At 59.7% G+C, this 22,354-nt stretch carries 20 protein-coding genes; 6 read left to right on the top strand and 14 right to left on the bottom strand.

The genetic code is table 11. The features are described 5' to 3' along the window. Window positions 1-3: 3 nt before the first annotated feature. Window positions 4-1,206 (bottom strand): MFS transporter, encoded by a 1,203-nt coding sequence (locus ERE07_RS10610; protein WP_130008797.1) that lies wholly within the window; start codon window positions 1,204-1,206, stop codon window positions 4-6. 178 nt (window positions 1,207-1,384) lie between these two features. Between ERE07_RS10610 and nadE the strand changes: the two genes are divergently transcribed. Together nadE and ERE07_RS10600 are read left to right on the top strand one after the other, a co-directional pair. Next, a complete protein-coding gene (gene nadE / locus ERE07_RS10605) occupies window positions 1,385-2,221 on the top strand; it encodes an ammonia-dependent NAD(+) synthetase (protein WP_167670833.1) in 837 nt (278 codons plus the stop codon). Between the two features lie 283 nt (window positions 2,222-2,504). Then, window positions 2,505-3,461, top strand: a complete 957-nt coding sequence (locus ERE07_RS10600) for a hypothetical protein (RefSeq protein WP_130008796.1) — start codon at window positions 2,505-2,507, stop codon at window positions 3,459-3,461. Window positions 3,462-3,517: 56 nt separating this feature from the next. Here ERE07_RS10600 and ERE07_RS10595 read toward each other — a convergent pair whose 3' ends face one another. From ERE07_RS10595 to ERE07_RS10560, 8 genes are all read right to left on the bottom strand, one after another. After that, on the bottom strand, window positions 3,518-4,183 hold the full coding sequence (locus ERE07_RS10595; protein WP_130008795.1) for a thiopurine S-methyltransferase: 666 nt from the start codon (window positions 4,181-4,183) through the stop codon (window positions 3,518-3,520). Window positions 4,184-4,272: 89 nt separating this feature from the next. Beyond that, a complete protein-coding gene (locus tag ERE07_RS10590) occupies window positions 4,273-5,274 on the bottom strand; it encodes an amidohydrolase family protein (RefSeq protein ID WP_245153626.1) in 1,002 nt (333 codons plus the stop codon). Between the two features lie 3 nt (window positions 5,275-5,277). After that, the gene (locus ERE07_RS10585; protein WP_130008794.1) at window positions 5,278-5,811 is read right to left on the bottom strand and encodes a 3-hydroxyanthranilate 3,4-dioxygenase; all 534 of its coding nucleotides are present in this window, start codon (window positions 5,809-5,811) and stop codon (window positions 5,278-5,280) included. Next, window positions 5,804-6,250: a RidA family protein gene (locus ERE07_RS10580; protein WP_130008793.1), complete on the bottom strand. Its 447-nt coding sequence runs from the start codon at window positions 6,248-6,250 to the stop codon at window positions 5,804-5,806. The genes ERE07_RS10585 and ERE07_RS10580 overlap by 8 nt, the downstream gene beginning before the upstream one ends. Before the next feature lie 37 nt (window positions 6,251-6,287). Next, window positions 6,288-7,751, bottom strand: a complete 1,464-nt coding sequence (locus ERE07_RS10575; RefSeq protein WP_130008792.1) for a 2-hydroxymuconic semialdehyde dehydrogenase — start codon at window positions 7,749-7,751, stop codon at window positions 6,288-6,290. A gap of 36 nt (window positions 7,752-7,787) precedes the next feature. After that, window positions 7,788-8,699: a bifunctional Delta(1)-pyrroline-2-carboxylate/Delta(1)-piperideine-2-carboxylate reductase gene (gene lhpI, locus ERE07_RS10570; protein WP_130008791.1), complete on the bottom strand. Its 912-nt coding sequence runs from the start codon at window positions 8,697-8,699 to the stop codon at window positions 7,788-7,790. A 97-nt stretch (window positions 8,700-8,796) separates the two neighbouring features. Next, a complete protein-coding gene (locus tag ERE07_RS10565; RefSeq protein ID WP_245153624.1) occupies window positions 8,797-9,420 on the bottom strand; it encodes a helix-turn-helix domain-containing protein in 624 nt (207 codons plus the stop codon). A gap of 126 nt (window positions 9,421-9,546) precedes the next feature. Next, window positions 9,547-10,728 carry an NAD(P)/FAD-dependent oxidoreductase gene (locus ERE07_RS10560; RefSeq protein WP_130008790.1) on the bottom strand — a complete coding sequence of 394 codons (1,182 nt, stop codon included), beginning with the start codon at window positions 10,726-10,728 and terminating at the stop codon, window positions 9,547-9,549. A gap of 239 nt (window positions 10,729-10,967) precedes the next feature. Here ERE07_RS10560 and amaB point away from each other — a divergent pair, with 239 nt between their 5' ends. Beyond that, entirely contained in the window at window positions 10,968-12,470 is a 1,503-nt protein-coding gene (gene amaB / locus ERE07_RS10555; protein ID WP_130008789.1) for an L-piperidine-6-carboxylate dehydrogenase, read from the top strand. A gap of 1,328 nt (window positions 12,471-13,798) precedes the next feature. Here amaB and ERE07_RS10550 read toward each other — a convergent pair. From ERE07_RS10550 to ERE07_RS10540, 3 genes are read right to left on the bottom strand one after another with little or no spacing between them, the layout of a single operon-like run. Next, a complete protein-coding gene (locus ERE07_RS10550; RefSeq protein WP_130008788.1) occupies window positions 13,799-15,238 on the bottom strand; it encodes an NAD(P)(+) transhydrogenase (Re/Si-specific) subunit beta in 1,440 nt (479 codons plus the stop codon). Then, window positions 15,235-15,546 carry an NAD(P) transhydrogenase subunit alpha part 2 gene (locus ERE07_RS10545; protein WP_130008787.1) on the bottom strand — a complete coding sequence of 104 codons (312 nt, stop codon included), beginning with the start codon at window positions 15,544-15,546 and terminating at the stop codon, window positions 15,235-15,237. The genes ERE07_RS10550 and ERE07_RS10545 overlap by 4 nt, the downstream gene beginning before the upstream one ends. Continuing rightward, on the bottom strand, window positions 15,546-16,664 hold the full coding sequence (locus ERE07_RS10540; RefSeq protein ID WP_130008786.1) for a Re/Si-specific NAD(P)(+) transhydrogenase subunit alpha: 1,119 nt from the start codon (window positions 16,662-16,664) through the stop codon (window positions 15,546-15,548). Before ERE07_RS10540 ends, ERE07_RS10545 begins: the two co-directional genes overlap by 1 nt. 139 nt (window positions 16,665-16,803) lie before the next feature. Between ERE07_RS10540 and ERE07_RS10535 the strand changes: the two genes are divergently transcribed. Next, the gene (locus tag ERE07_RS10535; RefSeq protein ID WP_130008785.1) at window positions 16,804-17,208 is read left to right on the top strand and encodes a YidB family protein; all 405 of its coding nucleotides are present in this window, start codon (window positions 16,804-16,806) and stop codon (window positions 17,206-17,208) included. 132 nt (window positions 17,209-17,340) lie between these two features. Here ERE07_RS10535 and ERE07_RS10530 read toward each other — a convergent pair whose 3' ends face one another. Next, complete coding sequence (locus tag ERE07_RS10530) at window positions 17,341-18,618, bottom strand: bifunctional O-acetylhomoserine aminocarboxypropyltransferase/cysteine synthase (RefSeq protein ID WP_130008784.1); 1,278 nt, start codon at window positions 18,616-18,618, stop codon at window positions 17,341-17,343. Between the two features lie 259 nt (window positions 18,619-18,877). On the opposite strand from ERE07_RS10530, the gene ERE07_RS10525 reads away from it, so the two are divergent. Both ERE07_RS10525 and ERE07_RS10520 read left to right on the top strand, forming a co-directional pair. After that, complete coding sequence (locus ERE07_RS10525) at window positions 18,878-21,652, top strand: AsmA family protein (RefSeq protein WP_130008783.1); 2,775 nt, start codon at window positions 18,878-18,880, stop codon at window positions 21,650-21,652. Continuing rightward, window positions 21,649-22,065, top strand: a complete 417-nt coding sequence (locus ERE07_RS10520) for an MOSC N-terminal beta barrel domain-containing protein (protein ID WP_130008782.1) — start codon at window positions 21,649-21,651, stop codon at window positions 22,063-22,065. The genes ERE07_RS10525 and ERE07_RS10520 overlap by 4 nt, the downstream gene beginning before the upstream one ends. On the opposite strand, the gene ERE07_RS10515 is transcribed toward ERE07_RS10520, so the two are convergent. After that, window positions 22,062-22,319: a YfhL family 4Fe-4S dicluster ferredoxin gene (locus ERE07_RS10515; RefSeq protein WP_130008781.1), complete on the bottom strand. Its 258-nt coding sequence runs from the start codon at window positions 22,317-22,319 to the stop codon at window positions 22,062-22,064. The two genes, ERE07_RS10520 and ERE07_RS10515, sit on opposite strands and share 4 nt — an antisense overlap. Window positions 22,320-22,354 lie beyond the last annotated feature (35 nt).

The following is a 22,354-nucleotide window of genomic DNA, read 5'->3' as shown; positions in this document are numbered from 1 at the left end:
CCGTTATGGCGCTTGCCGGAAATCTGCCCGGTAGCGCCACAGCAGCCACGCGCACAGGCCCGAAGGCAGCACCAGGGCTGTATAGGCCAGTCCGTAGTTGCCCACGCCGCTGGCAATCAGGCCAAAGATGGGAGGGCCGACCACCACACCCAGAAAGGTCATGGCCAGCGTGCCGCCGGTTGCGATGCCGGCCTGCCCGGGCGGCGCCTGCCGGGCCACTTCGGCCAGATAGACGCCATTCCAGCCAATGGCGCAACTGCCAAAAATGGCCAGCAGAATGATCAGCGAGAGGTGGGCATCGGCGCGCAGAAACGGGATGACGAGCACGCAGCCGGCAATCAGCGTGGCCAGCAGGCCTAATGTGTTCACGGGGCCCGCGTAGCGGTCGGACACATAGCCCCACAACAGGCGGCCGGCAACCCCCGCGGTTTGCGATACCGCGAGCAGCGCCCCTGCGGTGATCAGGCTCATGTGCATGTCTTCATGCAGAAAGGTGACCATATAGGTGGTCAGCGACAGCTGCGAAATCGAAAAGAGAAAAGATACCCCTGCCAACACCGTCAGGCTGCGCTGACCGAACACGAGCCGCAACGGCCCCGCCAGGCCATTGCCGAACGAGAGACGGTGGGATGTGTCACGATCGGCATCCAGTGGCTTGCAGAGCGGCTGGATGCCGGCGGCGCACAGCAAACTGCCTGCGGCGACGATCAGAAAGGCCGCTTGCCAGCCCAGTGAATCAGACAGCCCGGGCACGATAATGCCGGCCAGCACGCCACCCAGGGGAACGCCAGTCTGCTTGATGGAGAACACGAAGGACATGCGATGCGCCGGGGTGCTGCGGACCAGCAAATGCGAACTGGCTGGCGTGATGGGACCATAACCCAGCCCCACCAGCAGGGCGCCCAGCCCCGTGGTGACCGGCGATGCCACGGCGCAGAGCGCTATGCCGGCGGCGCACAGCACCAGGCCGGCCTGGCTTGCCCGGATGGCGCCAAAGCGTCTGACGGCGCCGCCCGCGATCAAGCTGGACGTCATGGCGGCCAGGTAGGCCAGGGCGATGTAAAGCCCCACGTAGGCAGGCGAGATGCCCAAGGTTCTGGCGACGGCGGGGGCCACCACTGGCAGGGTGAGCAGACACATCGCGGCCAGCGACTGCACGGTAAGCGTGGCGATCAGTACGGCGAGGGAGGAGGGATAGCGTGCCATCAATGCGCAAATCTTTTTATTTGGACGAACGGCGTCACACAAAGCCCGCCGCAGGTCGCTGTCATGATCGCGCCGGCACGATGCCGGCGCGGGTATTCTTCGCTTATCATAATCCCCATGGGGCTGGCAGGTTGCCCGGCCACCAGCTATTCGCCACAACGCGGCAAAGGATTTGAGAGTGTTGACAGCTGAACAGCGCGAACAGCAGCGCGCAATCATGACTGAACTTGGCGTCGATCCGCAGTTCGATGTCCACCGTGAAATCACCCGTCGGGTGGATTTCCTTGCGGATTATCTTGTAAAAACCGGCACGCGGGCTTTGGTGCTGGGTATCAGCGGCGGCGTGGATTCCCTGGCTGGCGGTTGCCTGGCGCAGCGCGCAGTCGAGAAAGTACGCGCTGGGGGCGGCGATGCGGTGTTTGTCGCCATGCGTCTTCCTTACGGAAAGCAACACGACGAGCATGATGCGCAGGCCGCCTTGAAAATCATTCAGGCCGACAGGCTGGTGTCAGTCAACATCAAGCCTGCCAGCGACGCCATGCTGGATGCGTTGTTGGCGGGTCAGGTCGCTTTCCGCGATGCGGCCCAGCAAGACTTTCTGCTGGGCAATATCAAGGCGCGTCAACGCATGATTGCACAATATGCTGTTGCCGGAGCCCATGGCGGCCTGGTAGTCGGTACCGATCACGCCGCCGAAGCCCTGATGGGGTTTTTTACCAAGTTCGGCGATGGCGCGGCCGACATTACCCCGCTTGCGGGCCTGAATAAGCGGCGAGTCCGGGCGCTGGCAAAAGCCATGGGGGCAAGCGATGCGGCTGCCATGAAAATCCCCACCGCCGACCTTGAATCACTCGCGCCGCTCAAGCCAGACGAAGACGCCTTTGGCGTGTCTTATGAGCTGATTGACGATTTTCTCGAAGGCAAGGAGGTTCCCGCCGAGACTTTCGACCTTATTCTTCGCATTTATCGTCAGAGTGCTCACAAACGGTCATTACCGGTCGTGCCATGGTCGTAGGCGAAATTACCAGAAATTAGAAGCTAATTACCAATTAATGGGAGGTTTTGCCCGACAAAGGCTGGGGCCCGGCAGCGATGGGGGGCCAAAATTTACACTTTTGTGGCTATTGCGCCACCTTTGAAGACAAATACCGTTCAGATACATGCTTGATGACGGTTTGATGAAATTCTTGCGTTAACATCAAAAAAATAAAAAAAATTTCGCAAAGTATCATCTTGTAGCGGGGGGAGCTCTCTGTCTTCTTGGAGGAATTCTGGCGAACGCCTGAAATTCAGCAGTCATGAATAGCACCGCAAAATTGTCCAATTCTGTTGATGTCCTGTTGGGGCCGGGAGCCGACCGGGATTTTGCCCCACTGGCCTCTGCAAAAATTCGCCGCAAGGTGCATTTTGCGCATTTCATTTACACAGTCCGCACGGGGTTCCAGCAAAAGGTTGCCATGCCGCTGGAGCGTGCGCTGCTGCGCCAGTGGATGCGGCAGGGCGTGGGCGCGCGGCGCATCGAGGCGTTGGGCCTGCCTCGTCTTGCGGTCGAGGAATTTCTGGGCGCTGATGCGCTGACCTTGCGCTTGAATCCGCGCGAACTGATCCGCATCACCGCTTATGATCATCGCCGGATCGAGAAAAGCCCGACTTCGACAGTGTTTGTTTGGGATGGGAACTGGGATCGCCGTCGTGGCGATTTGCGCATCGGCACACGCTATCGCTTCATCAGCGAAATCGACCAGCATCGCGATCAGCTGGAGAATACCGAACGCTATCAGACGTTACTGGCTGAACTGAACAGCGGCAAGCCGTTTGCCTCCCATAACGAAGGGATTCTGCTGGATACACCCGAGCGCATCCGCCGATACCTGCAGATTTACGTGAATTTTCTGGACAATATGGCCGAGAATGGCTTTGACGAAAGCCGGCCCAAAGACGAGCTGGGCGTTGCCATTACGCGCGATGGGCACATACTCAAGATCAACAAAGGCCTGCATCGGTTGGCCATGGCTCAGCGCCTGGGCCTGTCGTCGGTTCCTGTGCGGGTGCGTGCCATACACCGGGAATGGTGGCAGGCCGTGACCTGTGGCACGACGGGTGCCGAGGCATTGGCGCGCGTGCGAGACGCGCTGCCTGCCTGTACGCCCGAAAAATATGCCGGCCCGCTGGATCCCGAGCCTTCCGGCGACCATCTGCCCGACGATTTCTGGCCTGCGCCGTATGGCAGGCATGCGACGCTGGGCCAATCCTGAACGGCGCGATAGCATGCCGCCCGCTACCGGGGGCGAACGGTAGTCTTGTGTCCGGATCAGCGATCAGATCGTCCCGATAGCTGAAACACGACGGTATCGAGCGCACTCAGGCCGCGTTCCCTGAACTTGGGTTCCTTGGCCAAGATATCGCGCCTGTCCAGCGTGCTTACCTGTGTGTGATGGGCATACAGGGCCTGCACCTCTGCTTCTTCTACCGAGAATGGGGGGCCATCCATTTGGCGCTGATCGTAAACCAGCGTGAGCAGCAGGCCCCGATAGTTGTCGGCCAATTGGCCATACACATGCTCGACATAGCGTTTTCGCATGTCGGCGGGTAGCGCAACCAGGGCCGCGCGATCGTAGGCGCCCGAGCAGGATGACAGGATGTCGGCGCCCAGCTCGAAAATATCGCCGCAAATGATCTCGATCTTGCCGGCGGTGTAGTGCGTGCCCAGCGCGGATTCCGTGATAACGGGTGTGAGTGCATTCTCCTGGAAAAAGCGCTCGATCGCCAGCGAGGAAAGCTCGACCCCCAACACCCGATGCCCCTGTTCCGCCAGCCAGACCATGTCCAGGGTTTTGCCGCAAAGCGGCACCAGCACTTTGCTGTCAACCGGCAGGTTCAGGCCTGGCCAGTATTTCTGAAGCAGTGGCGTGACACGCTCCATGTGAAAATTTGTGCGCCCTTGGCGCCAGCGCTCAAGCCAGAAATCGGCGTCCATGAATTCTTGTCCTGTGTGGTAACTGATGAATGTTTAATGCTGGCGTGGCGCGGCAGGCGCCGAGTGCGCCGGCATGCAGGCCGGCGCACTCAAGCGGTACCCAGCCCGAAGAACTGCTGTGCGTTGCCAGCGCAAATGCGTTGTTTCTGAGTGTCGTCGAGCCAGTCGTTCTCCATGACCAATTTGCCAATGGATTGTTCGCCCAGCGGGAAGGGGTAATCCGAGCCCAGCATGACGTGATCCGCGCCCATGACCTCGACCAGCAGCCGCAATGCACCCGCATCGAAGACCGCGCTGTCCGTATAGAAACGGTTGGTGTAGCTGGAAGGTGGATGGGGGCAGTCCTGCCGGACAATGTCGCGGCATTGCCAGGCATTGTCCACTCTGCCCAGCAAAAAGGCGAAGCTGCCGCCGCCGTGGGCAAAACAGAGTTTCAGCGATTCAGGTATGCGTTCGAACGCGCCGGACAGAATCAGCGACAGAATACCCAGTTGAGTTTCGGCGGGCATGGCGACCAGCCACGGCAGCATCCACTTTTTCATGCGGCCATCGGTCATCATGTCCCAGGGATGGGCAAGAATGGGAATGTCGTTGTTGGCGCAGTGGATCAAAAAAGCGACCAGATGCTCGTCGTCCATGTCGCGCGGGCCCAGATGGTTGCCAATCTGTACGCCAACGTGGCCAGCTGCCCGCGCGCGCGACGCTTCCGCGCAGGCAAGGTCCAGGTTCTGCAATGGTACTTGGGCCAGGGCTTTCAATCGCTTTGTGTCTGCAGCACAGTGTTCCAGCGCCAGGTCGTTCATGCGGGCGGCCCATTCGGCGGCTTTGTCGCCCGGAAATTCATAGCCGAACATAATGGGCGTGGCAGAAATGATCTGGATATCCAGGCCATGCCTGTCCATTTCCTCCAGCCGGAGCGCCGGATCCCACAGCGCCCGGTAGACGGGCCGAAACGGCTGGCTTCCTTTCATGATTTGGCCGGTTTCGCCGCTGGCATCGATGGCCAGCCAGGGGGCTTGGTCACGATCAAGCCGGGCCGCTTCCTGCTGCGCGATGGGCGGCAGAAAATGAGCGTGCATGTCTATCTTCATTGCTTAACCTTGTTTCCCTGGATGCAGCTTGCCGCAACCGGGGCAGCGCCGTGTTTCTTCAGAAGCATAAAAGGCATTGAACAGCACCGGCAAATCCTTGACGATGCTTTGCAGCTGCGTTTCGACGCGGTGTACGAGGCTGCCACAGCCGCCTTCGCCCTCGCAATACCATTCAAAGCCGTCAACAACGCCCGCGGGGCGTTGCCGCTCGATAACCAGGCATACGCTGCCGGCTTCCGGGCGCTGCGGCGAGTGGCGCACGTGCGGGGGCAACAGAAAGATGTCGCCTTCTCTGAGATCGACGCGCTCGCGCTTGCCCTCAATCCAAAGGTGCAGGTAGGCGTTGCCGCGCATCTGGTAGAAAAATTCTTCGTAGGGATCGTCGTGATAGTCGGTGCGGTGGTTGGGACCGCCGACCACTGTGACGATAAAGTCGCTGTCTTGCCAGACCTGCTGGTTGCCGACGGGCGGCTTGAGCAGATGGGCATGTTCGTCTATCCATTGCTGGAAATTGAAAGGGCGGCCGTAACTAAGCATGGCGGCTATCCTGTTGGCTGCGGGGCAGCCAGGCGACAGCCTTGATCTCAATCAGCAGGTGCGGATGAGGCAACTGGTGCACCGCGACAGTCGTACGCGTCGGGCCGTCAGTCGAGAAGAACTCGCCATACACTTCGTTATAGCCGCCGAAATCGTTCATGTTCACCAGAAAGGCGGATATTTCCACAAGGTGCTCAAGTCCGGCCCCTTCGCTGGCCAGAATATCCCGGATATTCTCAATGACTGCGCGCGTCTGCTCGCGGATGTCCAGCGCTGTCGTGCCCAGGTGGTCGGCCGTGGCGCCTGCGATGGTGTTGTCAGTGCGACGCGCGCTGGTGCCCGACACGAACAGGAAGTCACCGGCGCGCTTTATGTGGGGGAAGGCACCGCGAGGCGTGGCCTTGCCGCGCACAATACCTTGCGAAACGTTGTTGCTCATTATGCTGATCCTTTTGAATGACGGACTGCTACAAGACTTAGATGCGAACGCAGACCGTGCTCAGTTCCGAATAGAAATCCAGTGAATAGCGGCCGCCCTCGCGCCCTATGCCCGACAGGCCACTGCCGCCAAAAGGCGTGCGCAGATCGCGCGTGAACCAGGTGTTGACCCAGACAATGCCGGTATTCAGGCTTGCGGCAACGCGGTGCGCCCGGGACAGATGGGTAGACCAGATACATGCGGCCAGTCCATAAGGACTGTCGTTCATGCGCGCGATCACTTCTTGCTCTGTGTCGAAGGGCGACACATGGCATACCGGGCCGAAGATCTCTTCGCGGACACAGCGCGCCGTGTCGGGCAGGCCGGCCAGAATGGTGGGCTGCACATAGGCGCCCCTATCCCGCTCATCGCCAAAGTCCGGGACGCCACCGCCACTGATGAAGGTGGCGCCTTCATCCCGAGCCAGTTCATAGTAGGACAACACCTTGTCGCGGTGCTCGTGCGAGATCAGCGGCCCCATGTCGACGTCTGGATCCTTGGGGTATCCCAGCACCAGCTTGTCGCAACGGCGCTGAAGCTCTGCCACAAAACGGGCGTACAAAGGTCTTTCGATATAGACGCGCTCGGAACAAAGGCAAACCTGTCCGGCGTTGGTGAAGCTGGATTGCATCACCCCTGCAACGGCGGCGTCGAAGTCGGCGTCGGCAAACACGACCGCTGCATTCTTGCCGCCCAACTCAAACGAGACGTCCTTGACGCCTTCTGCCGCGGCTTTCATGATGGTCGTGCCGGTGCGGGATTCGCCGGTGAAGGTGATTGCGTCGATGTCCGGATGCGTGGTCAGGAACTCGCCTGCCGCAGCCGGGCCATGGCCGTGAACCAGGTTGAAAACGCCATGCGGTACACCAGCCTTTTGCATGACTTCGGCGAGCAGCGTGGCCGAAGACGGTGTTTCTTCAGATGGTTTGGCGACCACGCAATTGCCCATGGCCAGCGCCGGCGCCACTTTCCAGGTGAGCAGCAGCAGCGGCAGGTTCCAGGGCGAGATCACGGCCACTGTGCCAAGTGGCTTGCGGTTCACATAGTTGATGACCCGTCCGCCATCGGCAGCGGTACTGTCGTACATCTCGCTTGAAGCCGTGGCAATCAGGTTGGCGAAGCTGCGAAAATTGGCAATTCCGCGTGGCACGTCCAGGGTGCGTGCCTGTTGGACAGGCCGTCCAGTGTCCAGCACTTCCGCGGCCACAAAGTCTTCAAACCGCTGCTCGATACCGTCGGCGATGCGATGCAGCAATGCGGCACGCTCGGCGGTGGACAAGCTCCCCCAGGGGCCGCGTTGTGCGGCGCGCGCAGCCTGAACCGCACGGTCTACCAGTGCCGCATCCGCTTCGCAGACCTGGCCGGCTATTTCACCATTGACGGGGTTGATATTGGAAAAGCGCTGTTTTGTCGTGATCCACTGGCCGTCGACAAAACAGCGCAGCAGTGACTTCTTTACCATGTTGTCTCCACCCGAGTGACATGTGTGCTGTTTATTCTAGTTTAATCCGTGCATGGCACAGCGGGCCGCCGCAAGATCCCAGGCGGCGCAGCCGACGGACTTGAACACAAGGGGGGTCGTGCTGTCTATGGTTTGATCCAGGGCTTGCGCCAGCGATGTGACGGTGGCCCAGTCTGTACCCGCCTGCAGATAGTCGCCTGCCTCGTGCCGCCCGCCCGCCAGGTCGTCGATAAAGAGGCGGCTGCCTTCCAGAGTGAGTGGGCTGATTTCGGCCAGGTCGGGCCTATAAGCGCCCACGCCGATAATCAAGCGGTCTGTGCGGGCGGGCAGCGCATAGACCGGCGTGGCGCTCGTGGTCACCGTGATGACGACGTCGGCGTCGTCGGGAACGGTGTCGGCGCCCTGCAAGTCAATGTCCAGCGCGCGATGCGACACCGAAAAGGCCCTGGCCTTTTCCGGCTGGCTGCCGATGGCCACCACGCGAATGCCTGGATAAAGGGCCGCAAGTGCCTGAACATGGCCATCGGCCTGCGTCCCCGTGCCGATCACCGCCACGCAGCGAGGGGTGCCGGGCTTGAGCGTGCGCAGCCCCAGCATCGATATGGCAGCCGTACGACGCGCCGTAACCGTGGGTCCATGCAGGGCAATGCGCTCAAGGCCGGTGTCGCCGTCATAGACCGTGACCACACCATTGATGGTGGGCAGATTGCGTTCGCGATTGGCAGGGACGACATTGACGAGTTTGTGCACGCCGATATCGGCGGCCGTGGCAGGCATGGACAGCATGACACCGCCGTGCGGGTAGGCGACCACTTGCCGTTCTGGCGCGGCAATGCGACCCGCCGCATAGTCGCGGGCTGCTGTCGCCAATTCATCAATCAAGCGGCGAAAATCCAGCAGTTCTGCGGTCTGCTCGGCGTCGTAAGCCGTGATGGCGGGTGTTGTCATGCTCTCCTCCCACTGCGCTGGTCGCGCAGCAAATCATGTGATGGCAGACATTGTTTTGCCCGCCTGGTTGTCCAAGAGACGTGCCTTCGGGGTGTAATCAGTGGTCGGTGTTACCCTCGGCAGGTTTCTGCTCATGCCCGTCGAGCCTGGTGCTGACCCATAAAACCTGGGCGTCTTCCGCCCCTCGGTTGACGACGCGATGGCGCATGCGGCTGTCTATGTAGAAACAGTCGCCCGCGTGCAATATCTCGGGCTGGTAATACTCTGTATGCAGTTCGATGGCGCCGCTCAGCACGTACACGAACTCCTCGCCGTCATGATGGCTCCAGCCTTCGCTGTCTTCCAGTTGGTGCGTCTTGATCCTTGTATGAAAAGGCATCATGCGCTTGTGCGACAGCTGGGAACAGAGCAGTTGATGATGATACAGCGGTGTTTCATGGATTTCGCCATGCCCCTTGCGTTCTATGCTGCGACGTCCCGCGCCCATATGCGCCTGAGCAGGCGCAAACAGCTCTGCGATGTCCACGCCCAGGCCATGCGCCAGTTTGAGCAGCACATCGTAGGTGGGCGACATCAGGCCGTTTTCGATCTTTGACAGGGTGGACGTTGCCACGCCGCTCGCCTTGCCCGTCTGGCCCTGTGTCCAGCCGCGTTGCAGACGCAATGTCTTGAGGCGTTCAGCCAGTGCGGATTCGCTTTGCTGCACGGCAGTTTCGTTCACGATAGGATTCCGTAAAAAAAAGAAAGTTTAGCCTGATGCGGTATTTCCATCCTGGAAGTCCACGGGCGTGTCAGTGGCGGCGGCGCGCTTCTCGTGGTTGCCTGGGCCGAGCAGCCCGTGGCGGCGTCAAACAACATTTTTCTCGATAATCGGATCATGTTCGAGGATACGGCGCCATCCCAGGCGGTTCAGGTCCAGTGTCCGGTAACCGCCATACACGATCAACTCCGATAGCGCGCGGCCCACCGCAGGGGATTGCTGCATGCCGTGGCCGCTGAAACCGTTGGCGAAGTACATGTTGTCCAGGTCCGGATGCAGGCCAAGGATGACGTTCTGATCCATCGTATTCATGTCGTAGTGCCCAGCCCAGCTGCGCCCGCAGCGCAGCGCTTCGAAGGCGGGAACGCGCTCGGCCAACAGCGGCCAGAGCAGGTCCTCGAACAGCGTGTATTGCACATCAAAGTCATCGCATTCAGGATCGTCGTCTGACGAAGGCGAGATTCCGGTGATGAAACCCTGACCTTCAGGGCGAAAGTAAGCGCCGCTGGGGTCGATCACCATGGGACAGGAGGGCAGGGCCGTTGGACACTGCACATAAAAGACACTGCGTTTGCGTGATTGCACGGGCAGGCTGATTCCCGCCAGGCCAGCCAGGGCGGCAGCGCCGGTACCGGCAGCGTTGATCATGGCGCCGCATTCCATCACCCTGCCGTCATCAAGGATGACTGCGTTGATGCGGCGTCCGTTGCGTTGCACATCAACGACCTTGCCTGACAGATACTTGGCGCCTTGCGCAATGGCCTTGCGGCGCAGCCCTTGCATCATGCCGTAGGCATCCAGCCAACCCTCGCCGGACAGGCCCAGCGAGCCCGCGGCGATATCCCGGGTATTCAACCATGGAAAACGGCTGCTCAAGGCTTGGGGCGATAGCAATGCTATGTCCGCGCCCAGGCGAATCTGGATCGCATGGTTCTCGCGCAATACGTCCAGCCCAGCTGTTGTCGCCAGGAAGAGGTAACCGCCTTCATGAAATGCGGGATCGGGGTGTTGGCCGTCGACTTCCAGGGTTTCACCAAAACTGCGCAGGAACTGTGTGCCGAACATCGACATCTGGATATTTTCGGGCGTGGAGAACTGGTGGCGGATGGACGCCGCCGACAGGGCCGTGGCACAGTGCTGGTAGCTGGGGTCTTGTTCTATCACCGCCAGGCTTCCTGTGAAATCAGGATTGGCTGTGAGAAAGTAAGCAGCGGCGCTGCCGATGGCGGCGCCTCCGGTTATGACGACATCGTAACGATCCTGCGGCATTGCCTGGGCTCCCTTTGGGTCCTTCTGCAAAGTGTTTCTGTAATGGCTGCCTGAGCAGGCGGTGCGCATTCTGATTGCGGTTTTCTTTGCGGTTTTGTGTGTCCAGCCTATTGTGTCGAGAAAATTTTCTTATTTCTCTTAGTATTTTCCCTTGGGCAAAAATATTTCCGATCGGAAAATTGATGTGATATCCTGCTGCAAGAATGTTGCGACCACTTTGAACCCTCAGAGGAAAAGCCATGAATACCAATGATTTGCTGACAACACTCGGGTTGAATCCTGAATTGCTGAGCGGGGGTGATCTGCCTGTTCATTCGCCGATCGATGGCGCGCTGGTCGCCAGTCTTCATCAGCACACGCCCGACCAGGCCAGGGCTATGATTGGTAGCGCCCATGAGGCATTCCTGGCATGGCGCAACGTGCCTGCTCCTCGTCGGGGCGAACTGGTCCGCTTGCTGGGGGAAGAGCTGCGCGAGCACAAGCAGGCCTTGGGCCGTCTGGTGTCGGTCGAGGCGGGCAAAATCACCGCTGAAGGCGAGGGCGAAGTCCAGGAGATGATCGATATCTGCGATTTTGCCGTGGGCTTGTCGCGGCAGCTGTACGGTTTGACCATTGCCTCTGAGCGCCCAGGGCATCGCATGATGGAGACCTGGCACCCGCTGGGGGTGGTTGGGGTGATTTCCGCGTTCAATTTCCCTGTGGCAGTCTGGTCCTGGAATGCGGCGCTGGCATTGGTATGCGGGGATTCCGTGGTCTGGAAGCCGTCCGAGAAAACACCGCTGACGGCGCTGGCGTGTCAGGCCTTGTTCGAGCGTGCGCTCGCACGGTTTGGTGATGCGCCGGACGGGCTGTTGCACGTGCTGATTGGCGGCCGGGACACTGGCGAGGCCTTGGTAAATGATGAGCGTGTAGCACTTGTGTCGGCAACGGGGTCGACAAGGATGGGGCGTGAGGTGGGTCCGCGCGTGGCGCAGCGTTTTGGCCGCTGCCTGCTGGAGTTGGGCGGCAACAATGCCATCATCGTGGCGCCCTCGGCAGACCTGGATATGGCTGCGCGGGGCATTCTGTTTGGTGCGGTGGGCACTGCGGGACAGCGTTGCACGAGCACGCGCCGCATTATTGTTCATCGCAGCGTGGCCGAGGCTTTGCTTGATAAGCTGAGGCAGGCCTATGCGAGCGCGCGGGTTGGCAATCCGCTGGATGCGGGAACGCTTGTGGGGCCGCTGGTCGATCGCGCTGCCTATGATGCGATGCAATCAGCGTTGGCGCAGGCCAGGGCGCAGGGTGGCACGGTAACCGGCGGCGAAAGGCAATTGGCCGAGCAGTACCCGGATGCGTGGTATGTGTCGCCAGCGCTGGTCGAGATGCCTGCGCAGACCGAGATTGTGTGTCATGAGACGTTTGCTCCAATTCTTTATGTAATGCGCTACGAGGATTTCGATGAGGCGCTGCGTATGCAGAACGCGGTGCCGCAGGGGTTGTCGTCTGCGATTTTCACGACGGATCTGCGTGAGGCGGAGCGTTTTACGTCGGCAGCGGGTTCGGACTGCGGGATTGCCAATGTAAACATTGGCACGTCGGGTGCGGAGATTGGTGGCGCGTTTGGCGGCGAGAAGGAAACAGGGGGCGGGCGCGAGTCAGGGTCGGATTCCTGGAAGGCGTATATGCGGCGGGCGACGAATACGATCAATTATTCTCGCGAACTGCCGTTGGCGCAGGGGATCAAGTTTGGGGACGATTGATTTCGGCATGCGTTGAGTGGGCGCTGAGGGTTCCATCTCGTGGTTTTGACGGTCGGCCCGTCGCTCACTGGCCGTTGGACACAAGCTGAGTCGGTTCGGCCCCCTTGCGCTGAACACCGCATTGGCTTGCTTGTTCGGGGCTTTCGACCCTCTCTTCGTGTGGTTCGCCTGTTCAGGTGTGGCTTGGGTTTTTTTGACGGTCGGCCCGTCTCTTGCCCGCCTTCCGGCACAACTTCGCCGGTTCGGCGCCCACGCGCCGAACACCGCATCGGCTCGCTCGTCCGGGCCCTTCGGCCCTCCCTTCGCCTGCGCCTCGCTCGGCTCAGATCGTGCCTGCAGGCGGGCAAGAGACGGGCCGACCTGCACTGAGTTGTTTTGCGCCGCCGCTGGGTCGGTCAGGGTGCTTGGCCTTTTTGCGTGGTGGCCTGTTAATGCCAAAGAGCTCTTGCGCTTGTGATCATGGGCCCCCCTATCAGGGCCCATGATCACGTCGGAGCCGTGGCTGGTGAGAGGCTTGTGTATTCCCTGCAAGCGGTGCCGGGGACGTGAACTTACACTCTTTGTGCCTATGCCTATGCCTATGCCTATGCCTATGCCTATGCCTATGCCTATGCCTATGCCTATGCCTATGCCTATGCCTGTGGCTAGTGTCTTCCTTGTTGATGGCGATTGGTACCACTTGCGCGCATGCTTTGTCGGCGTCTCGTGTCACTGAAGCGCCAGATGATAAGTATCGAGCGTATCAGCAATCGTCGACGGGAAAGCTCCCTCCCAGCAGCGCGGTCCTTTCTCTGCGTTGCACCTTTTCTCTGCCCTCTGCTTTGCCCCCTTTCGCAAACCACTGCCCCGACGTGCGTGCCGGCCCTGATAGGGGGGCCGGCACGCACAAGCGCAAGAGCTCTTTGGCACAGACAATCCATCGCGCAAAAAGGCCAAGCACCCTGACCGTGCCAGCGACGTGACACATCAATTCAATGCAGGTCGGACAGTCCCTTGCCCGCCTGCAGGCACGATCTGAGCCGAGCAAGGCGTAAGCGAAGGGAGGGCCGAAGGGCCCGGACGAGCAAGCCGATGCGGTGTTCGGCGCAGGGGCGCCGAACCGGCGAAGTTGTGCCGGAAGGCGGGCAAGGAACGGGCCGACCGTCAAAAGAACCCAAGCCACACGTGAACAAAGCGAACCCAGACGAAGAGAACGCCCCACGAATAAGCCGTTGCAGTGCTCGACGCGTGGGCGCCGTCAAAAAACCGACCCAACTATAATCCCTGCGCCCAAGAAAAAGGGCCTGGAAAACCCAGACCCCTTACCGATCAACAAGCCAGAAGGCCAACTACTCCACTGCCTTCACCATCTCCTCGATCACCTTCTTGGCATCCCCAAACACCATCATCGTCTTATCCATATAGAACAGCTCATTATCCAGGCCCGCATACCCCGCGGCCATCGAGCGCTTGTTCACGATCACAGTACGTGCCTTATAGGCTTCCAGAATAGGCATCCCCGCAATCGGCGAACTTGGGTCATTTTTCGCTGCCGGATTCACCACATCATTAGCGCCCAGCACCAGCACCACATCCGTTTGCGAAAACTCGCTATTGATGTCGTCCATCTCGAACACCTGATCGTACGGCACCTCCGCCTCCGCCAACAGCACATTCATGTGCCCAGGCATCCGGCCCGCCACAGGGTGAATCGCATACTTCACCGTCACCCCATTCTCGGTAAGCTTCTCCGCAAGCTCCTTCAGGGCGTGCTGCGCACGCGCCACCGCCAACCCATAGCCAGGCACAATCGTGACCGACTCCGCATTGCTCATCAGGAATGCCGCATCGTCCGGGCTGCCCGACTTCACATTGCGCTGCCCCTGATCCGTGCCGCTCGCCGCTGCGCCCGGCTCTGCACCGAATCCACCCAGAATCACGTTGAAGAAAGACCGGTTCATGGCCTTGCACATGATGTAGGACAGAATCGCGCCCGAAGAGCCCACCAGCGAACCGGCGATGATCAACATCGGATTGTTCAGCGAAAAACCGATACCCGCCGCCGCCCAGCCCGAATAGCTGTTGAGCATGGACACCACCACCGGCATGTCGGCCCCGCCAATTGGGATGATAATGAGCACACCCAGCACGAAAGCCAGAATGGTCATGATGATGAAAGGCAGCCAGGCCTGGGTTGCCATGAACCAGAGGCCGCAGCCCAGCATGGCCAGCGCCAGCGCCAAATTGACCATATGCTGGCCAGAGAACACCACCGGTGCGCCCTGGAACAGGCGGAACTTATACTTGCCCGACAGCTTGCCGAAAGCGATCACCGAGCCCGAGAAGGTAATGGCGCCCACAAAGGTGCCGATGAACAGCTCGAAACGGTTGCCAGTCGGGATAGGAGCGCCTGCCTGGGCAATGCCAAACGCATGGGGCTCGGCGACGATGGCCACGGCAATGGCAACGGCGGCCAAACCAATCATGCTGTGCATGAAGGCAACCAGTTCCGGCATCTTGGTCATTTCGACGCGCTTGGCCATGATGGTGCCGACAGAGCCGCCAATGAGCAGGCCCAGCACCACGCGTCCGAGGCCGATGCCGGCTGTGCCTTCAGTGGCCAGACCGACGATCAGCACACCCGTCGTCACTACCGCGATGGCCATGCCTATCATGCCGAAGGTATTGCCTCGGCGCGATGTCGTTGGGTGCGACAGACCCTTGAGCGCCTGAATGAAGCATATCGAGGCGATCAGATAGAACAGCGTTACAACGTTAGCCGAGATCATGCCTTGCCTCCACTCTTCTTCTCTTTCTTCTTGAACATTTCAAGCATGCGTCGCGTGACGAGAAACCCGCCAAAGACATTGACGGCTGCCAGCGCGACAGCAAATATGCCCATGCTGTGGGCAAGGCCGCCTTCAGTCAGCGCGGCGGCCAGCATGGCGCCCACGATTACGATCGCCGAGATGGCATTGGTGACAGCCATGAGTGGTGTGTGCAGCGCAGGCGTGACATTCCATACAACATGAAAGCCGACATACACCGCCAGTACAAAAATGATCAGGTTGATCAGGGTTGGGCTGATTGCTTCCATTAATTGCTCCTCAAGACATTGCCGTCCCGGCAGACCAGGCATGCTGCGACGATTTCATCGTCGGTGTTGATGTGCGGCTGGCCTTCGGCGTTGACGATGAGTTTCATGAAATCGAGCACGTTGCGCGCATACAGCGCCGACGCGTCATGGGCGACCAGCGCGGGCAGGTTGCTGAGCCCGATGATGGCCACGCCATGTTTCTCGACAACCTGGTCTTTTTCGGACAAGGGGCAATTGCCGCCGCGCTCAACCGCCAGATCGACGATGACTGAGCCTGGCTTCATGCCTTGCACGGTTTCCGCGCTGATCAGTTCGGGCGCGGGGCGCCCTGGTATCAGTGCGGTACTGATGACGATATCGGCCTGTTTGCAGCGCTCTGCGACCAACGCAGACTGGCGCGCCATCCACGCCGCAGGCATGGGCCGCGCATAGCCGCCCACGCCTTCGGCAATTTCGCGTTCCTCGTCTGTTTCGTACGGAACATCGATGAATTTTGCGCCCAATGATTCGATCTGTTCTTTTGCCGCGGGGCGAACATCCGAAGCTTCGACCACAGCACCCAGGCGCTTGGCCGTGGCGATGGCCTGCAGCCCCGCCACGCCGGCACCCAGCACCACCACCCGCGCCGCCTTGAGCGTTCCGGCGGCCGTCATCATCATCGGGAACAGGCGGCCATATTGATTGGCGGCCAGCATGACGGCTTTATAGCCGGCGAGATTAGCCTGCGAGGACAGTACGTCCATGCTCTGTGCACGTGTAATACGTGGCGCGGCCTCAAGCGAAAAAGCAGTGAGGCCTGCTGTGGCCATGGCGCTCAAACCTTCGGCATTGAAGGGGTCGAGCATGCCGATCAGCAGCGTGCCGGCTTTCATCTGGGCGCGCTCAGTGTCGTCAGGAGCACGTACCTTGAGCACCAGCTCGGCACCGAGTGCCTGCGCCTGGTCGCCAAGTGTCGCGCCGGCGCTTTCATAGGCGTCGTCGGGAAAGTGCGCCGTTGTGCCGGCACCACGTTCCACCACGACAGCGTGGCCGGCGCTCGCATATTTTTTGACGGTTTCTGGCGTTGCGGCAACGCGGGTTTCCCCCGGCAGCCGCTCACGCGGGATTCCAATTTGCATGATGAGATTCTCTCCGCCTCGTAGTTAAGATTTCATTTTGGTAAACACTATACAGGATGTCCTGACGGTAATTTGCATTCACGAGGACCATAACTGAGTAGACTATTGCTACTAAGGATAGCCACTACAGGAGAATAAAATGAGCCTACTCAATTCAATCGCTTCCGCCGTTGGGGGGCAGGGTGGTGGGCAAGCGGCGCTATTGCCCGCACTCATAGAGCAGATCAAGAACTATCCCGGGGGATTGGCAGGGCTGATTGAGCGCTTTCAGCAAGGCGGGCTCGGCGAAGTCGTGTCGTCCTGGGTAAGCGCCGGACCGAATCAGCCGGTGTCCGGTGATCAGTTGCATGCGGTGCTGGGCGATGGCATGGTCAGTGAGCTGTCGCAACAAAGCGGGCTTGAAAAAGGGTCCGTGCTTGAGCACCTTGCCACCCTTCTGCCCTCATTGGTCGATCAGGCTACGCCTGATGGTCAGGCCAGTGCGGATACCGATGTAAGCAGCAACCTTTTGGGTTCGCTTTCCGGGTTATTGGGCAGGCTCTGATCCGCCGCCGCAATACGCCGCGTCTCGCCCTTCGCACTGACCGAACAGCGGCCGCTTGCACCCGTCTTTTGATCAGACTGGCGCAAGCCGTGCCCGCCAACAAGCCGTGACATTCAGTCAGCGAGCGCTATGTCAGCCCTTGCTGGCGGCAAGCGCCTGTTCCAGATCCGCAAGGATATCGTCGATGTGTTCCAGGCCGATGGACAGGCGGATCATGTCTTCACCCACGCCCGCCGCTGCAAGTTCTTCCGGATTCAACTGGCGATGAGTCGTCGAGGCCGGATGGCAGGCCAGTGATTTGGCATCGCCAATGTTGACCAGCCTAAGGATAAGCTGCAGCGCATCGATGAATCGCGCCCCCGCCTCGCTGCCGCCCTTGATGCCAAATGACAGAATGCTGGCAGGCTTGCCGCCGTAATACTGCTTGGCCAGCGCGTGTTCGGGATGGTCTTCGAGCCCGGCATATTGCACCCAGGACACCTGGTCGTGCGCTTTCAGGTACTGCGCGACGCGCAAAGCATTGCTGGTGTGGCGCTCCATGCGCAGCGGCAGGGTTTCGATGCCTTGCAGGATCAGGAAGGCGTTGAAAGGCGACAGGGCAGCGCCAGTATTGCGAAGCGGCACGACGCGGCAGCGGCCAATATAGGCAGCGGGCCCAAAAGCCTCGGTGTACACCACGCCGTGGTAAGAGGGGTCTGGCTCGTTCAGCATCGGAAAGCGTTCTTTGTGCTCAGCCCATGGAAACTTGCCGGAATCGACCACCGCGCCCGCGATCGTTGTACCGTGTCCGCCCATATACTTTGTAAGCGCATGCACAATGATGTCTGCGCCATGTTCGAATGGCCTGCACAGCGCCGGCGAGGCCACGGTATTGTCCACGATCAGCGGCACCCCATGCCGGTGGGCGGCATCGGCAATGGCCTGGATGTCCACAATATTGCCGGCCGGATTGCCGATGGACTCGCAGAACACCGCCTTGGTGTTTTCGTCGATCAGCGCCTCGATCGCCGCTACATCATTGTGGGGCGCGAACTTAACCGTGATACCCTGACGTGGAAAAGTGTGCGCAAACAGGTTGTACGTGCCGCCATACAGTTTGGCAACAGAGACGATGTTATCGCCTGCCTGGGCAATAGTCTGGATGGCGTACGACACCGCGGCCATGCCGGAAGCCACGGCCAACGCTGCAACCCCGCCTTCCAGGGCGGCGACCCGCTCTTCGAGCACCGCATTGGTCGGATTCATGATCCGGGTATAAATATTGCCGGGCACTTTCAGATCGAACAGGTCGGCGCCGTGCTGAGTACTGTCAAAGGCGTAGGATGTCGTCTGATAGATCGGTACCGCGACAGACTTGGTTGTGGGATCGGGCTGATAGCCGGCGTGAATGGCGAGTGTCTCGAATTTCATGGATTTGTCTTATCGGGAATGTTGAAGAAATAACTTGCATCGTAATGGCCTTGGCATAACTCGGCTAGATGTTTGTTGTCTTTTTATATAGCAAATAGTAATAATAACCTCAGGTTGTGTTCTTTCTGATGCATTTGGAAGTTTCGGATGGTAACGCGGCCTACGTTCAACCTGACGATACCCAGCATCATGGGTTAGCATTCCACCTATTCGCCGTGAACGGCGCAGGGGGGCTCTCCCGTGGTTTTAGAGGCCGATAATGAAAGTTTGGTTCAAGCGGGTACTAATCAGTCTCGTCGTGGTGGCTATTGTCGCATTGGTCGGCATAGCCATATTTTTGTTGACGTTCGATCCGAACGCCTACAAAAGCAAGCTCGAGGAAGTTGTTTACAACAAGTACCAGCGCACACTTTCCATCAAGGGAGACATCGAGCTGTCGCTGTTTCCGCGTATTGGCCTGTCTGTACAAGACGTGTCATTATCCAATCGCAATAGTCCCGACACCTTTGCCTCGATAGACAGTGCCCGGTTCGCGGTTGCGATCTGGCCGCTGCTTTCCAACAGCTTCGTCGTCGACCATGTTGCCGTTTCCGGGTTCAAGGCCTGGGTCAAGCGAGACGAAGAGGGCCAGTTCAATTTCCGCGATCTCATGGGTCGACAGAACGCGGTGTTGGGCATGGCAGGGTCGCTCATGGCTGCACCGGCGTTGCTCGCTGACAGTCTGCCGACGCCCCAGGCCGCGCCCCGCCGTACAGATGCCGGCATGGCGCAAAATAGCCAGATGGACAAAAACCCGGCCGGTATGGCTGCAAGCGAGCGGGCAGCCCGGCCAGCGCCTGCGCGGGATGAGGACGCCGAGTTGGCGAGCGCGGGATCGTCAGGTCATGAGCAGGCATCGCGACTCATGAAACTATCACCGATGTCGGCGGCGATGGCGCAGCAGGCGGTAGAGCGCACCGATTTCCAGATTGATATCGCTGGGCTAGACCTGAAAAACGGCGAGATACATCTCTACGACAGCATCACCGGCGCGGTGGGGCGCATAGAGCAGCTCGAGGTCAATACAGGCCGGGTTACCTTCAATCAGGCTTTCGATATCGCGTTCAAGGGCCATCTGGTGGGGGAGTATCCCAAGGCCGACGCCATGCTCAACGGCCAGGCGCTGATGCTCATCAATCCCAACGAGCATACCTATTCCGCGCAAAAGCTCAATCTCCAGATCAACGGCAAGCTGGGCATGCTGCAGGCCAAGCCCGCTGCGGTGCGCGGCAATCTGGCTTACAACGCTTTTTCGCAACAGGTCAACGTTGCCAACCTGGATGTTCAGGTGCAGGGCGCCATGGAAGGCGCTACGCCCATCGAAAACCTGGAAACCAGCCTCACCGTGCCTCGTCTCAAGATGGATCGCAGCCAGGCCGAGCTGCGGATCGAAAAGCTGGCCTATCGAGCACGCGGGAAACTCCCTGATCAGTCCTTCGATGTGGCCTTCGACGCGCCCAGCCTGTCGATATCGCCCGAGTCCGCCAAGGGCGAGCCCGTGCAGGGCACGGTCAAGCTTGCCAAGCCCGATAGCGTACTGGGTATTTCCATGGCACTGAATGGCCTGGGCGGAAATGCCACCCGCTTGACGCTCAAAGAACTCAAGGTGGAAGCAGGCCTGAAGGAAGGCAATCGGCTGGTGCAACTAAACATGACATCTCCGGCAAATTGGGATGTTTTTCGCGAAATTGGTGGCCTGTCCGCCATGAAGGGGGATATTCGCATCGATGACGCAGCCCTGCCCGGCGGCAATTTCCAGTTTCCCTTCATTGGAAGCCTGCAGGCAGATCTCGTCAAAGACAAGCTGGACAGCGAGATTGATGCTGTGCTCAGCGGAAGCAAGCTCAATTTCCAGCTGAATGCCACACAACTGGCCGATCCCAAGATCAAGTTTGCGTTCAAGGCCGATACGCTGGACTTCAACACGCTGTTTCCGCCCGACACGCCAGCACCGCCAGCACAGACTACGGAGCAGGAAAAAAAGGAAACCGAAGCGGCGAAGCCGGCTCCCAAGCCCGCGGCAAAACAGGCTGCCGCCGTGTCGGAAACCAGCATGCCCAACCTTTCCTTCCTGGCGCAACTCGATCTCGCAGGAAGCTTTGATATCGGCGCGCTCAAAGTGGAGCGGGTCGAGGCCAGTGAGATCACCGCAGCCGTCAGGGCCAAGGACGGCAAGCTGTCGATCAACGACATCAAGGCCAAGCTTTATGACGGCAGTCTGGCGGGCACGTTGTCGGCGGATGCCACCAACGCGCTGGGCGCAAATCTTACGCTCAAGGATGTCAGCGTCGGGCCGCTATTGCGTGACTACGCGCAAGAAGATCGTCTCACGGGCCGGGGCACCATCAAGCTGGCGCTTACCAGCAGCGGCATGACCAACGCTGCTGTCGAAGCCGGCCTGTCCGGCAGGGTGCAGTTGGCATTGCGCGATGGCGCTGTACGGGGTATCGATTTTGCTCAAACGCTGGCCGAGGTCAACGAAGTTGTCCGCAATGTATTCAGTGGCCAGGTTCCGGCTGTCCTGGCTCAGGCCGACATGAGCCGCCAGACCGACTTTTCCTCCATGGACGCCGACATTACCTTTGCTCAGGGGCAGGGCACCCTCAAGAAGCTGGATATCGCGGCACCATTGCTGCGCATTACCCAGGGCACGCCCGCATCGCTGGATTTGGTGAATGATCAGCTGGATCTGCTGGTCAAAGTTCGCGTCGTGGATAGCCGGTCCGGGCAATCGGGCAAAGACCTCTCCGACCTGCGGGGCGCCACGGTGCCCGTCCGTATTTCAGGGCCGTTCAATAAGCCTGGGTACCAGGTTCAGTGGAAAGACATCAATAGCAAGCAGGTCAAGCAGGCGGTGCGCGAAGGGCTCGTTGATCTGCTGTCCAGCCAGGTGGGCAAGAAACCCCAGGACGAAGGGAAAGGCAAGGCCGGCGAAAAGCCGGCCGATCCAGTCAAAAGCATAGGCGATGCACTCAAAGGGCTTTTAGGACAATGACACAATCGATTTACTATCCCATCGTGGATTGCGCCGGCCTGTCGGATGCGGTGGCCGCGGAATGCGACAGGCGTTGGCTGGTCGTGGACGACGCCGGTGTGTGGCTTGCGCAGGATCGTTGCGACAGGCTGAGCGAAATTCAGGTTGGCGTGCGATTCGGTTATCTGGTCGTCAAGGCGCCCGGCATGCTGAGACTGGATATTCCGATCGACGTCATCGAGGATGATGACAGCGTGCGCCGCAGCGTGCAGATCAACGCCCAGCAGGCGGACGTAGTCGACGAAGGCGATCTGGCCGCATCGTGGTTCAGCAATTTTCTGGGTCAACCCTGCCGGCTGGTCAAGCTGCATCCTGAAGCGCCAGCGGTCAACTGGCCTTCGCGTCCAGATTCCGATCCAGCAAAGCGCGCTTAATCTGCAGGCTCAGCCGTCAGCCGGTGGTATTTGGCGATGAGCATATCGCCATTCTCGGTGCAGTCCGGGTCGATTTCGATGCATTCGACCGGGCACACCACCTGGCATTGAGGCTCGTCAAAATGGCCCACGCACTCGGTGCAGCGCGAAGGGTCTATTTCGTAGATTTCTGTGCCCATGTAAATGGCAGTATTCGGGCATTGCGGCTCGCAGACATCACAATTGATGCATTCGTCGGTAATGCGCAGCGCCATGGCAGTTGTCCTGGATAAAGCAAACTAAAGAATCG

This window comes from Allopusillimonas ginsengisoli, assembly GCF_004153455.1.
GTDB classification, from domain to species: Bacteria; Pseudomonadota; Gammaproteobacteria; order Burkholderiales; family Burkholderiaceae_B; genus Allopusillimonas; species Allopusillimonas ginsengisoli.
The sequence above is the reverse complement of the archived record's forward strand: the minus strand, read 5'-3'. Positions and strand labels throughout refer to the sequence as shown.

What these genes read in the sequence shown, in the direction of transcription:
- ERE07_RS10610 (WP_130008797.1), bottom strand. Translation starts at nt 1,206, where the DNA reads ATGGCACGCTATCCCTCCTCCCTCGCCGTACTGATCGCCACGCTTACC.
- ERE07_RS10600 (WP_130008796.1), top strand. Translation starts at nt 2,505, where the DNA reads ATGAATAGCACCGCAAAATTGTCCAATTCTGTTGATGTCCTGTTGGGG.
- ERE07_RS10595 (WP_130008795.1), bottom strand. Translation starts at nt 4,183, where the DNA reads ATGGACGCCGATTTCTGGCTTGAGCGCTGGCGCCAAGGGCGCACAAAT.
- ERE07_RS10590 (WP_245153626.1), bottom strand. Translation starts at nt 5,274, where the DNA reads ATGAAGATAGACATGCACGCTCATTTTCTGCCGCCCATCGCGCAGCAG.
- ERE07_RS10585 (WP_130008794.1), bottom strand. Translation starts at nt 5,811, where the DNA reads ATGCTTAGTTACGGCCGCCCTTTCAATTTCCAGCAATGGATAGACGAA.
- ERE07_RS10580 (WP_130008793.1), bottom strand. Translation starts at nt 6,250, where the DNA reads ATGAGCAACAACGTTTCGCAAGGTATTGTGCGCGGCAAGGCCACGCCT.
- ERE07_RS10575 (WP_130008792.1), bottom strand. Translation starts at nt 7,751, where the DNA reads ATGGTAAAGAAGTCACTGCTGCGCTGTTTTGTCGACGGCCAGTGGATC.
- lhpI (WP_130008791.1), bottom strand. Translation starts at nt 8,699, where the DNA reads ATGACAACACCCGCCATCACGGCTTACGACGCCGAGCAGACCGCAGAA.
- ERE07_RS10560 (WP_130008790.1), bottom strand. Translation starts at nt 10,728, where the DNA reads ATGCCGCAGGATCGTTACGATGTCGTCATAACCGGAGGCGCCGCCATC.
- amaB (WP_130008789.1), top strand. Translation starts at nt 10,968, where the DNA reads ATGAATACCAATGATTTGCTGACAACACTCGGGTTGAATCCTGAATTG.
- ERE07_RS10550 (WP_130008788.1), bottom strand. Translation starts at nt 15,238, where the DNA reads ATGATCTCGGCTAACGTTGTAACGCTGTTCTATCTGATCGCCTCGATA.
- ERE07_RS10545 (WP_130008787.1), bottom strand. Translation starts at nt 15,546, where the DNA reads ATGGAAGCAATCAGCCCAACCCTGATCAACCTGATCATTTTTGTACTG.
- ERE07_RS10540 (WP_130008786.1), bottom strand. Translation starts at nt 16,664, where the DNA reads ATGCAAATTGGAATCCCGCGTGAGCGGCTGCCGGGGGAAACCCGCGTT.
- ERE07_RS10535 (WP_130008785.1), top strand. Translation starts at nt 16,804, where the DNA reads ATGAGCCTACTCAATTCAATCGCTTCCGCCGTTGGGGGGCAGGGTGGT.
- ERE07_RS10530 (WP_130008784.1), bottom strand. Translation starts at nt 18,618, where the DNA reads ATGAAATTCGAGACACTCGCCATTCACGCCGGCTATCAGCCCGATCCC.
- ERE07_RS10525 (WP_130008783.1), top strand. Translation starts at nt 18,878, where the DNA reads ATGAAAGTTTGGTTCAAGCGGGTACTAATCAGTCTCGTCGTGGTGGCT.
- ERE07_RS10520 (WP_130008782.1), top strand. Translation starts at nt 21,649, where the DNA reads ATGACACAATCGATTTACTATCCCATCGTGGATTGCGCCGGCCTGTCG.
- ERE07_RS10515 (WP_130008781.1), bottom strand. Translation starts at nt 22,319, where the DNA reads ATGGCGCTGCGCATTACCGACGAATGCATCAATTGTGATGTCTGCGAG.